Annotated in this window: 13 protein-coding genes and 1 tRNA gene; 7 read left to right on the plus strand and 7 right to left on the minus strand. The window is 37.3% G+C overall.

Going from position 1 to position 10,826, the window contains the following annotated elements; genetic code table 11:
• The first annotated feature begins 34 nt into the window (after positions 1-34).
• Positions 35-111: transfer RNA gene (locus KO495_RS05740), tRNA-Asp, on the plus strand.
• Positions 112-613: 502 nt separating this feature from the next.
• On the opposite strand, the gene KO495_RS05745 is transcribed toward KO495_RS05740, so the two are convergent.
• The 4 genes from KO495_RS05745 to KO495_RS05760 are packed head-to-tail and all read right to left on the minus strand — an operon-like array spanning position 614 to position 3,562.
• Entirely contained in the window at positions 614-1,018 is a 405-nt protein-coding gene (locus tag KO495_RS05745) for a DUF2069 domain-containing protein (RefSeq protein ID WP_215979443.1), read from the minus strand.
• An 18-nt stretch (positions 1,019-1,036) separates the two neighbouring features.
• Positions 1,037-1,390, minus strand: a complete 354-nt coding sequence (gene arsC / locus KO495_RS05750) for an arsenate reductase (glutaredoxin) (RefSeq protein WP_215979444.1) — start codon at positions 1,388-1,390, stop codon at positions 1,037-1,039.
• Positions 1,391-1,423: 33 nt separating this feature from the next.
• Positions 1,424-2,893: a M48 family metalloprotease gene (locus tag KO495_RS05755; protein ID WP_252738829.1), complete on the minus strand. Its 1,470-nt coding sequence runs from the start codon at positions 2,891-2,893 to the stop codon at positions 1,424-1,426.
• 60 nt (positions 2,894-2,953) lie between these two features.
• Positions 2,954-3,562 carry a hypothetical protein gene (locus tag KO495_RS05760; RefSeq protein WP_215979445.1) on the minus strand — a complete coding sequence of 203 codons (609 nt, stop codon included), beginning with the start codon at positions 3,560-3,562 and terminating at the stop codon, positions 2,954-2,956.
• 141 nt (positions 3,563-3,703) lie between these two features.
• Between KO495_RS05760 and KO495_RS05765 the strand changes: the two genes are divergently transcribed.
• From KO495_RS05765 to KO495_RS05775, 3 genes are all read left to right on the plus strand, one after another.
• Positions 3,704-3,934, plus strand: a complete 231-nt coding sequence (locus KO495_RS05765; protein WP_215979446.1) for a sulfurtransferase TusA family protein — start codon at positions 3,704-3,706, stop codon at positions 3,932-3,934.
• Between the two features lie 10 nt (positions 3,935-3,944).
• Entirely contained in the window at positions 3,945-5,021 is a 1,077-nt protein-coding gene (locus tag KO495_RS05770; protein ID WP_215979447.1) for an AI-2E family transporter, read from the plus strand.
• A 122-nt stretch (positions 5,022-5,143) separates the two neighbouring features.
• Positions 5,144-5,602: a methylglyoxal synthase gene (locus KO495_RS05775; RefSeq protein WP_215979476.1), complete on the plus strand. Its 459-nt coding sequence runs from the start codon at positions 5,144-5,146 to the stop codon at positions 5,600-5,602.
• A gap of 91 nt (positions 5,603-5,693) precedes the next feature.
• Here the strand turns inward: KO495_RS05775 and bcp are convergent, their stop codons facing one another.
• Positions 5,694-6,155, minus strand: a complete 462-nt coding sequence (gene bcp / locus KO495_RS05780; protein WP_215979448.1) for a thioredoxin-dependent thiol peroxidase — start codon at positions 6,153-6,155, stop codon at positions 5,694-5,696.
• 49 nt (positions 6,156-6,204) lie between these two features.
• A complete protein-coding gene (locus KO495_RS05785) occupies positions 6,205-6,732 on the minus strand; it encodes an ACT domain-containing protein (protein ID WP_215979449.1) in 528 nt (175 codons plus the stop codon).
• Positions 6,733-7,000: 268 nt separating this feature from the next.
• On the opposite strand from KO495_RS05785, the gene bamC reads away from it, so the two are divergent.
• Together bamC and KO495_RS05795 are read left to right on the plus strand one after the other, a co-directional pair.
• On the plus strand, positions 7,001-8,170 hold the full coding sequence (bamC, locus tag KO495_RS05790) for an outer membrane protein assembly factor BamC (RefSeq protein WP_215979450.1): 1,170 nt from the start codon (positions 7,001-7,003) through the stop codon (positions 8,168-8,170).
• A 157-nt stretch (positions 8,171-8,327) separates the two neighbouring features.
• Positions 8,328-8,678 carry a VOC family protein gene (locus KO495_RS05795; protein ID WP_215979451.1) on the plus strand — a complete coding sequence of 117 codons (351 nt, stop codon included), beginning with the start codon at positions 8,328-8,330 and terminating at the stop codon, positions 8,676-8,678.
• Between the two features lie 16 nt (positions 8,679-8,694).
• Here the strand turns inward: KO495_RS05795 and KO495_RS05800 are convergent, their stop codons facing one another.
• A complete protein-coding gene (locus tag KO495_RS05800) occupies positions 8,695-9,552 on the minus strand; it encodes a 4'-phosphopantetheinyl transferase superfamily protein (RefSeq protein ID WP_215979452.1) in 858 nt (285 codons plus the stop codon).
• A 330-nt stretch (positions 9,553-9,882) separates the two neighbouring features.
• Between KO495_RS05800 and KO495_RS05805 the strand changes: the two genes are divergently transcribed.
• Entirely contained in the window at positions 9,883-10,818 is a 936-nt protein-coding gene (locus KO495_RS05805) for a helix-turn-helix domain-containing protein (protein WP_215979453.1), read from the plus strand.
• Positions 10,819-10,826 lie beyond the last annotated feature (8 nt).

Genomic DNA, 10,826 nt, shown 5'->3' on the forward strand with positions numbered 1-10,826 from the left:
GGAATTTCGTTAACTATTCAAAGCAAAAGATCGCGGAGTGGTAGTTCAGTTGGTTAGAATACCGGCCTGTCACGCCGGGGGTCGCGGGTTCGAGTCCCGTCCACTCCGCCAACTTTGTTTCATAATCTTCCTTGTTATTTCGAAAACCCTTCAGCATAGAAAATCCTGCAGTATAAATACCTTAAAAATAAAACTACGTGAATACTTTACCACAGTGTTTTAATTTAATTTTTATAAGACTCTTTATTAAAAATCATCAAAAGTATCCTATCGTCTTAGTCTATTTGACTTTATTCATCAGTTAACTACCTTCATCAGTTAATTACCCTGGTTTGTTGAACGCTACTTATGTGTCGTATTTAAGAGCTGTAGAAGTAGGTAGGCTTTTATAACGCGGATTTTTGCGGTTACGTCTAGTATGTATACCTAAGTAAAATTATTGAAGATAAGGTTCTGTTGAGCGGGAGGATTTGGTAAATATTTAAAGTAGTAGAGAAAGTGCAAAGGCAATAAAGCCTCTATAGTGTTTGGGCTATAATTGTCGATAAAGTTGAAATTGATGAGAATAAGCTATAACGATAATAAGCTCGTTATAGCTTATAGAAGTGTTATTTTATGATGTAGAGTCGGTATCTTTTTTCTTACGAATACTCAACCCTAATTCTTGACCACGATATTTGGCATAATAAGTCGCGCCTAAAAACATGGTAGTTGCAAAAAGTAATTCTAAACTCGCCCAAAGCGTATCTTCAGGCACAACCCAAAGGGTAGTCAAGCTATGTAAGAAATAAATCAATACAATAAAGTTAGACCATGCATAGGTAAAAGGGTTACCTTGGAGTATACCTTTAAGCGGAAATAATAGCGGCAAGGTAAACATAACTAAGGTAGTTACTGTATTTAAACTCTTACTCGGGCTTAATACTAGTAACCACAAAGGCATATAAATGAGTAAAGAGAAGTAGCCCGTTAATGCAATTTTCTTTAAATTGCTAGTTGATATTCGTTGTGTTGTCATAATGTCGTTAGGTAACTCTTAGTTGAAAAATGTTAATACATTTTCAGGAGGGCGTCCGATAATGGCATGGCTACCATTACTAACAATAGGGCGTTCAATTAATTTAGGTGTATTAACCATTGCGGTAATAAGTGTTTCTTCATCGGCACCTTTTAAATTTTGCTCGGAAAATTCAGCTTCTTTAATACGCATCATGTCAATAGCGTTGCAATTAAGTTGCGTTAATAACGTGCTAATAGTTTCACGGGTGAGCGGTGTTTTTAAGTACTCTACAATAGTGACTTCTTGGTTGTTTTTTGATGCACTTTCTTCGAGTAACGCTAAAGTTTGACGACTTTTAGAGCAGCGGGTATTGTGATAAATAGTAAACATAATCTTTCCTAAATGGCTAATATGGGCGCTTAATTATAAACGCTTTAAACGATTTTCTTGTTCTTGAAGTTGTAATATACGTGCTTTGATGCGCTTTTGTTGTAGCGGTTTGTCTTCAAAGAAGCTGTAACTGGTTTGTAACTCATCTACTGCCTTAGAGTAACCGCCTAAAAGAGCAAGTAACTCGGCTTTGTTAACATGCATTAGCCCCATATTACCTTGTTCTCGATATAATGTGGTCAGTAAATCATAAGCGATAAAGTTACCAGGGCTAACAATTAAGAAGTCTTGTAGTAAATGTGCAGCCTCTTGATATTCTTTAGCTTTTAATAACGCATTAGCATAGTTTAAAGTAACTACTTGGTTGTTTGGCATTAACAAGTTTAAGTAACTTAACATTGCTAAAGCATCTGAAACTTTACTATTAGCAATATACACGTCGGTTAGTGCATCTATGTAAAATAAATTATTTTTATCTTTAGCGCGTAAAGCCTCAAGTAAATCTTGTGCTTTATCTAACTCGTTGTTTTCAAAATATGACAAGGCTAGGCCATACTGAGCCCCTTCTTGAAGAGCGTAGTGCTTTTTATTTAATAAACGTTGGTAGTAACCAATATTTGTTTTAGGGTCGCTCTCGTAGCGTGCGGTAATGCGTGCTTTAGCCAGTTCAAAAGCTAAACTAGGTGCTAGAGGTCTTGCTGGGTAATTATGAGCGCGCTGCCTTGCGTCAGTAATACGACTCTCTGGTAAAGGGTGAGTGAGCAACATTGCTGGAGGTTTACTGGCATAGCGATATTTTTCCGACATTTTTTGGAAAAAGCTTGCTGCGCCTTGAGGGTTAAAATTACTACTTGCTAATAGAGCAATACCGACACGGTCTGCTTCTTTTTCATTACCTCGAGTATAGTTGATGCTAGCCTGTTGGGATGCAGCCATCGTGGTACTTAATGCCGCCATACCTAATGCTGGGTTTATTAAGCTAATAACAATACTTGATATCATTGCGGCGGCAGTAACACCTTGGCTTTGATTTTGTGACTCTAGTCGTCTGGCTAAGTGGCGTTGTGTTACGTGAGATATCTCATGAGCAAGTACCGACGCTAATTCACTTTCAGTATCGGCTGCGGTAATCAAACCGCTGTGTATACCTACATGACCACCAAAAAACGCGAATGCATTCAGTTCATTATTATTAACTAAAAAAAATTCAAAAGGGTAGCTAACATTTTCAGCATTCTTAACTAATTTATTACCCAACTGGTTTATGTACTCAATTAACACCGGATCTTGAATTAATGGCTGTGACGCACGAATTTGACGCATCATAGCTAAGCCAATTTGTCGCTCTTTATCGAGTGATAGTACGCTATAGCCTGATATTCCTATATCGGGCAATTTATTTTTGCTATATTCACTCGCCTTAATGGTGCTGGAAAATGAGGTTACACAAGCAATACTTAAGGATAAGGTGAGTGTACTTAATAACGGTTTTATATTCAGCAATCGTCAATCCTGTCGTTGATAGCCCTCAAATAAGTGAGCTTTTTAAGTAGGGGGCAAGTTTTAATCTTCGGCTAAAAGAATATTACCATTTTTTCTCGCAATTTCTTGGTAAAACTCAGCAATGTTATATCCTTTGACCGACGTTATTTGGAAATATTTCGATAAAGTTGTAACTAATTGTTCGACGCGTTGGTGGGCCTGCTTTAATAAGGCAATATCTGCTTCGTCACCATTTTGATAACAAAAAATGCTAAATGCAACTAAACTGTTGACTCTAAAGAGCATTTGCATACTTTCTGGTGACCAACGAATAAAAGGGCAATCAAGGTTGTTTTCAATGCTGTGTCTAATTATTTCGCCATTAATAACAGGGTAGCAGTGCAGTTCATAACCCATATCATTATATTCATGACGTAAGCTAATCTGAGGTTTTTTCTGATAAGTTACATTGCCTTGTAAGTCTTTCATCGGTGCAAAAGCTGCCATATTCCATGACTCGGTATTTAGCATACGTTTATAGGCACTATCAAAGCCGTGGGTTAAAATACCTTCAAGGTCGCCTAGCGATGTCGAAACCATATGGTAGATAGCAGGTACATCACCCCAGTTAATCTTTTTTTTATAGGCATTTATTTCTTTTAATGTTGATAGTTGAACTGTTGAACTCATTTACTTAATAACCTTAACAATTTTATAAGACTTGTTTACACAGGTAGGCTATGATGCCTAGAGGTAATTATTATGCTAATTTTGCAATATGGATTGTCGCAAATTAACGAATTAAACAAAAGGGCTGTTTAGACAATTTTCATGATTTATTCATATGACGGAACCCGTGAGCGATGCCCAATACCGTTAGTGCAAACACGATTACTACTGAAAAAAATGCGGGAAGGGGATTGTTGTCAGTTGCAATTAAAAGATAGTGGCTCCATTCAAGATATCCCTAAGTTATTAAGTAAGTTAGGTTACAGCTATACACAACATAAAAATAAAGATGATGTTGTTGAAATAACAATAAATAATAAGTTAAAGGAGTAAAGGTCAGGTTATGATCAAATTGTTTACTGAATGGTACACGCGCAAGTTTTCCGATCCACACGCCGTAACGCTAGTCGTTATTTTAGTTTGCCTTGCATTATTTATTGCCTTATTTAGTGATTTGTTGATGCCGGTATTTGTTGCAATCGCGATAGCTTTTCTCTTAGATTTACCAGTGAACAAGCTGATGCACATATCTTTCTCTCGTACCAGTGCAACGGTTATCGTTGTTGCTACTTTTGTCAGTATTACTTTAATTGGCTTATTGGGACTTATGCCGGTGATTTGGCAGCAAAGTAGTAATTTATTGCAAGAAGCACCGCAAATGATCACTCAAGGGCAAGGGTACTTATTAACCTTACCTGAAAAATATCCTGAGTTAGTACATGAAGCTCAAATCCAAGGGTTAATTGCCTTCGCTAACGATAAGTTTCTAGAATGGGGGCAAGTTGCGCTTAAAGCATCACTTAGTTCTATTTCTGATATTGTTGCTTTAATGGTCTACCTTATTTTAGTGCCATTAATGGTGTTCTTTTTTTTAAAAGATAAAAAAGCACTCTTAACCAGTATTACGTCTTTCTTACCCAAAGAGCGACGCATGGCAATACAAGTTGCTCATGAAATGAATCAACAAATTTTAAATTATATTCGCGGTAAAGTGATTGAGATTATCATTGTTGGCGCTGCAACAACTATTGCCTTTATGTGGCTGAACTTAGATTATGCAGTGCTATTAGGGGTATTGGTTGGGCTGTCTGTTTTAGTTCCTTATGTAGGGGCGACGGTAGTAACTATTCCTGTATTTTTAGTGGCATTATTTCAATTTGGTGTGAGCAGTGAGTTTGGCTATGTAATGCTTGCTTACGGTGTTATACAAGCTATAGATGGTAATGTTATTGTTCCTCTATTATTTTCTGAAGCTGTTAACTTACACCCGGTAATTATCATTGTCGCGGTGATATTTTTTGGAGGCTTGTGGGGTTTTTGGGGAATATTTTTTGCCATACCGCTAGCTGCGTTAGTTAAAGCGGTATTGAATGCATGGTCTTCAAATCAAGAAGCGGTAATCGCAAATATTACGGAATAGACCTTAAGTACTTTTCCATCAATTACTTATAGCTTGCAGCAAATTAAGTTGTTATAAAGTACTGATAGTAAAGTAGTAACAGTCAAGTAGTAAATATATCACCTTGGAGAACAATAATGAATATTGGCTCAACAACCAGAATCATGCCTAAACATAAGCGTATGGCATTGGTTGCTCATGATAATAAAAAGTCAGATCTTATCGAGTGGTCTACACAGAGGGTTGATGATTTAAAGTTTCATCATTTATTTGCAACAGGCACTACAGGACACATGTTAAGCAAGCATACAGGTTTACCAGTAAAGTGTTTATTTTCAGGCCCGTTAGGTGGCGATCAGCAGCTTGGTGCTTTGATTGCTGAGGGGGAAATTGACGTGATGATTTTCTTTTGGGATCCACTTGATGCTGTACCACATGACCCTGATGTTAAAGCCTTATTAAGGTTAGCAGCTGTGTGGAATATTCCTGTTGCTACCAATAAATCAACGGCAAACTTTTTAATGGATTCTGTTTTAATGAAACAAGAAAGTGAAATAGAAATTCCAGACTATAAGAGCTACCTTGAACAACGTCTTGGTTAACGTCAAGTTATCTCAAGTAGAGTAGCCAAATAAAAAGGGTTAACGCATTAATACGTTAACCCTTTTTTGTCATAATTTATTCGTTGTAAGTCTATTTGTCGTTTAAATAAGCAAGCACGACTTCATGGTGATCTTTGGTTTTAAACTTATTAAAGATGTGCTCTAAGTTACCTTGCTCATCAATGAGGAATGAGGTTCTAACCACACCCATATTTTCACGGCCCATGAATTTTTTTAATTGCCATACATTGTAAGCTTCACATGTGGCGTGGTCTTCATCGGCTAATAAAGTGAAGTTAAGCGCTTGTTTATTGGTAAAGTTAGTTAGTTTTTTTGGTGTGTCAGGGCTTATGCCTAATACCACAACATTTAATGCTTCAAGCTCAGCTTTGCTATCTCTTAATGCGCAAGCTTGAACAGTACAACCTGGGGTAGAAGCACGAGGGTAAAAGTAAACTAATACTTTTTTCCCTTTAAAGGAGTCGAGTGCTACTAGTGTGTTATTTTGATCACTTAACGTGAAATTTGGTGCGGGTTTACCTACTTCAAGCATATTTTAATTCCTAATTTCTAGTGTTAATTGAGTGGAGTAAACTCAGTAATTAAAGTAAATTTGCGTTTGCTTTTTTAATACAGCCTTGTACATCGATTTGTTGGCACAGTTCTAAAAAGTCATGCTCTAATTCATCGAAACTAATTTTTTCTGTTAGTGCAAATAAAATATTGGCGCTCATTTCATTAGTAACAGGGTCAATTTCTGACTTTAATGACGATATGTCAATTTTTCGAGTAGCAAAAAAAGCGGTCATTGCTTTCAAAATACCCGGTTGATCAATACCAGCATACTCGGCTTGATAATGTTTCACTAAGTCAAATACTCGGTGACCAGAGGTACGCTTCATCATCGTTATAAGCTCTAAAGAGTGAGCAACAGAAGGGAGGCGTACTTCAATTTTATTAATAGCTCTAGCGTCACCATTAAGTAACATAATAAAGGTAAACTCAGAGCCGAAAATAGCCATACGGCTATCTAAGATATTACATTCGCATTCACTTGCTAATTTAGTTAACTCACTAACACAACCTGTACGGTCTGATCCCATCGCTGTTAGCACTAAATATTGTGACATTCACTAAATCCAAGTTATCGAAAAAAAGCTATTATACCGAAGCCGATAATAAATGCGAGTTTGGCGCTAAAATTGAAACCAAGCATTTATTTCCTTTTACTTATTTTCGTTTAGGTGAAAATAAGTTGAAACTTTAGTAAGTTTATTGGTCATATATCTTGTGTTTGCAAAAACAGCCAAGTACCATGAGGCGCAATAATAATCTTAGTATTTTTACGTGTGCTTAAAATGGGTTTAACCATTATAGAGGTAAGCCACAGGAGCTTTAATGAGTCGTCGAGTATTATATTTTTCACTTTTATCATTATCACTAACGGCGTGTAGCTCAGTGAATAATAAACAAGCAGAGGGTGGTTTTGACTATGCTGAGCAGGAAGAAGCAGCACCGCTTATTATTCCTCAGGGGCTAACAAAGCCAAAACAACCTAATGACTATGCTGTTACCAACGAAGTCAATCATCAAGGACCTGTTGGTCAAAATATGGACATTAGGGCGCCATCACTTGTTATGCCTATAGCCGCTTCTTCACGGGTTGTTGAAGAGTCGGGTATTGCTATTATTTGGTTTGATAAAGTATTAGAAGAGCAAGATTTACTTAACTTTATTGATAAGGTTGTTAAAGATAAATTAGCTGACGATAACATCAGTTATAGCGTTATTAACGAAGATACCGAGCTTACGCTAAGTAAAGTGATTGAAGGAGCAACAAGCTTAAAAGAAACTTCAATCGATCGTGATGGTGTGAGAACTTCAATTATTGAGTCTGATTGGTACCATAATGAAGTCGACAATGGCTGGATATTTACCGATATAGAACAGTCAACCAGCTTACGTTTTCGTTATCAGCTATTAGCTAAACCACATGGGCGCAGCGTGTCATTACGTGTTTCGTTGGTCGATTATTTACAAACCGATAAACGTGGTGGCTCTAAAACTATGGACCCTATTGATAAACAGCGCGCTGAAAAGTCGATGCTTAACTCAATTATTTCATTGGTTGATTACAATTATCGAGTACAGCAACGTGAAAACCGCTTATTACGTGCTAATCAAAAATTAGTTACCTTAGGTCAAAATCCTGTATCCGAAGATGCTTTTGTTGTTGAAATGGGCATTGATAATCTTTGGGATAATATGCCAATTTTCTTTGAGAAACATGGCTTTACTATTAGCGATTTAAACGAAACTAAACGTATTTATTATGTTGATTTTGTTAAACCAGATACCAGTATTTGGGATTCGCTTTGGGGTGACGACGTACCTGTTATTGACGTGAGTGATGCTCATTACCAATTTGTACTGGCACCACTTGACGAGAAGAATGAAAAAACGTCAGTCACTATCTATAAAGCTGATGGAGAGCCATTAAGTAAAGAAGTACTTGATAAGATCTTCCCTGTTATTGAAGCTGGGTTATCTTTTAGAAACGTATTCTAGTACTAAATAGTGGCGCAACACTTAAGTGTTACGTTATATTGAATAGGTTAAGCGCCGTAGTTATTTTGTAGCTACGGCGTTTTTATTTGTGCTACTTTTACTAACGCGGCTCTTGGTAGCTGAAACGTTAGCACTCAAACACTAAATAGGTAATTTTATGTCAGATCACATTAATTATATTGAGTTTCCAGCAACCAACATTTCTGCTACCAAAGCGTTTTTTACGCAAGCATTTGGTTGGACATTTGAAGATTATGGGCCTGATTATACCGCTTTTAATAATCAAGGCTTTGATGGTGGTTTTTTTAAATCTGAACTTTGCTCGAGTATAGCGACTGGCGGAGCGCTTATCGTTTTGTTATCAGATGATTTAGAGCGTAGCCAAGCGAATGTTATTGCGGCTGGCGGGGTTATTAGCCAAGAGATTTTTAGTTTTCCTGGTGGGCAACGTTTTCACTTTATTGAACCTAGCGGTAATGAATTAGCGGTTTGGTCTAAAACAAGTTAAATAACCTGAATTCGCTTTAACTAAGCTCTTGATAACCTTGTAAAGGCTGGGTTTTGAAAAAGCGTAAATTAATTTGGCTATCTTGGTTGTTTTTATTACTGGCGCTTCTTAACGATAAGGCAATACGATGCTGCTCGTTAACTTGCGGATAAATTATCCAGCTACGCCATATGCTTGGTTCATCGACTCGATGTGGAGCGAAGCTTAACCGAATATTATCTTTAATCTGAAAATGGTTGTTGCTGACTGTTGATTGTTCTTGGTCTGTTATCAAAAAACTAAAGTCAGCTAACGGAATTGCTAACCCTAAACCCCATGCTTTAATATAGGATTCTTTTAAGGTCCAATAATCAAAAAATCGACTACGCTGCTGCTCACTTGGTAAGGAAAAAAGCTCTGTGGTTTCTTGGCTTGAAAAGTATCGCTCAGCAATAGCTAATACATCGTTACTACGACTAGTATCTTCTACATCACAGCCAATATCGTCATGCAAGGTTACCGCACAAGCAATAAGCCCTTTAGTGTGACTAATGTTAAAACGCAGTGCTAAGGGGGGATTAACCAGTTCAGGTTTATCTTTTTCACCTTTTTCAAAACGCCATGCTTGAGGGGCAATATCAGCGTAGTACGATAATAAATCACGGACAAAAGCACGAGTAATTAAAGCGTCATGTCGGTCTTTAGCAAACTTATAGCGCTGTTGTTTAATGGTTTCTTGCTCACTGAGTAGGGTACGATATTGACTGAGTAGCGACTCATCATTTGCTGTTATGTCGTTCGGATCTGTTAGCCATAAATGTATTTCATTTGGCGCTAAAGCAAGTTTTTCTTGGCATAACTTAAGCGTTGTAAAATTTGGCGTAGAGGTTGTCATAAAGTATCGTTAGGTTAGTGGCAGATAAGCCTTTTTACATGGTTAGAAAATTTTAACATAAAGGTGATTACTATATGTGATTTTTTAGACTTTTTATAAAGCAAAATTATTTTTTTATTTTAAGCTAACATAATATTTTTATTATGTTTTTTATTTTCGCTCAGGTAAGCCTTTAAAATTAAGTAAAAAAGTCAATAACTGGTCGAGCAGTTGTCGTTCATAAGACAAGTTAAAATTGTTACAGCCTGTATCGGGTGATTGTTTTGGGTGGTAAAGCTGTGTATATTAGCCATCCTTTATGAATTTATGATGACGCAAAACGGATGTTAAATGACTAAGTTACATGCAAATGCAACCACAACTCCCGAGATGCGTGCATTTATTCATGAATCAGATTTACCTACGGCAGTATTAGCACGTTTATTGAAAATTTCTGAAGCAACCGTTCGCAAGTGGCGTAAACGTGAATCGTTTACTGATGGCTCCCACGTCCCCAAACAATTAAATACTACGTTGACTGAAGCTCAAGAGTACGTGGTGATTGAACTGAGAACACGGCTACTACTATCACTTGATGAATTACTTGCGGTATGTAAACAGTTTATTAATGCCAATGTTTCACGTGCTGGCTTGCAACGTTGTTTGAAGCGTCATGGCGTGTCAAAACTCACTGACATGCAAGCATGCGGGACTATGGTTGATGCGGATAATAATGACAAAAGCCCGATTCAAGTCAGGCTGGAAGACAAGCAAGAAAACCAAGAGTTACTCGCTGAAATTAGTCCTCAGGCAATGCATCAAGTCTTAAACCGCTCACGTGAACTCAGTGTTGAGCAGGTAGTACAAGTGAAAGTAACCCCGCTCCCCGATTTTTCCAATAAAACCAGTGACATTACTGAGAAATTAAGCGAGCAATTAACTGAGCAATTAACCGAGCAGCTAACAGCGCATTCTAACGATAAGTTAGCTACAAACCGTACTCAGCAGACAAACCAAAACAATCAAACAAAACCAAGTCGCTTACTTATTGCTAATGATCCTGCATCTGGTTGGGTTTATGTCGATATTTATGATAGCAATGAGTCTGAAGCCGCCAGTCGTTACATGAGCTATGTGCTCACCAAAGCCCCATTTCATATTCGTCGAATTTTGGCGGGTAATTATAGTGAATTTTTAAGTCGTTTTCGTTTATTAAATGACAGTGCTGATAAGCAAGATGCTAGCACTGAACATCATAAGCAGAACGAAAATGCACGCAAGTCTTAATCGGAGAA

This window comes from Colwellia sp. D2M02 (assembly GCF_018860755.1).
GTDB lineage: Bacteria > Pseudomonadota > Gammaproteobacteria > Enterobacterales > Alteromonadaceae > Colwellia > Colwellia asteriadis.

Excerpts from the sequence above, each read along its gene's own strand:
- arsC (WP_215979444.1), bottom strand. The coding sequence starts at position 1,390 with ATGTTTACTATTTATCACAATACCCGCTGCTCTAAAAGTCGTCAAACT.
- KO495_RS05770 (WP_215979447.1), top strand. The coding sequence starts at position 3,945 with ATGATCAAATTGTTTACTGAATGGTACACGCGCAAGTTTTCCGATCCA.
- KO495_RS05795 (WP_215979451.1), top strand. The coding sequence starts at position 8,328 with ATGTCAGATCACATTAATTATATTGAGTTTCCAGCAACCAACATTTCT.
- bamC (WP_215979450.1), top strand. The coding sequence starts at position 7,001 with ATGAGTCGTCGAGTATTATATTTTTCACTTTTATCATTATCACTAACG.
- KO495_RS05785 (WP_215979449.1), bottom strand. The coding sequence starts at position 6,732 with ATGTCACAATATTTAGTGCTAACAGCGATGGGATCAGACCGTACAGGT.
- KO495_RS05805 (WP_215979453.1), top strand. The coding sequence starts at position 9,883 with ATGACTAAGTTACATGCAAATGCAACCACAACTCCCGAGATGCGTGCA.
- KO495_RS05760 (WP_215979445.1), bottom strand. The coding sequence starts at position 3,562 with ATGAGTTCAACAGTTCAACTATCAACATTAAAAGAAATAAATGCCTAT.
- KO495_RS05765 (WP_215979446.1), top strand. The coding sequence starts at position 3,704 with ATGATTTATTCATATGACGGAACCCGTGAGCGATGCCCAATACCGTTA.
- KO495_RS05800 (WP_215979452.1), bottom strand. The coding sequence starts at position 9,552 with ATGACAACCTCTACGCCAAATTTTACAACGCTTAAGTTATGCCAAGAA.
- KO495_RS05745 (WP_215979443.1), bottom strand. The coding sequence starts at position 1,018 with ATGACAACACAACGAATATCAACTAGCAATTTAAAGAAAATTGCATTA.
- bcp (WP_215979448.1), bottom strand. The coding sequence starts at position 6,155 with ATGCTTGAAGTAGGTAAACCCGCACCAAATTTCACGTTAAGTGATCAA.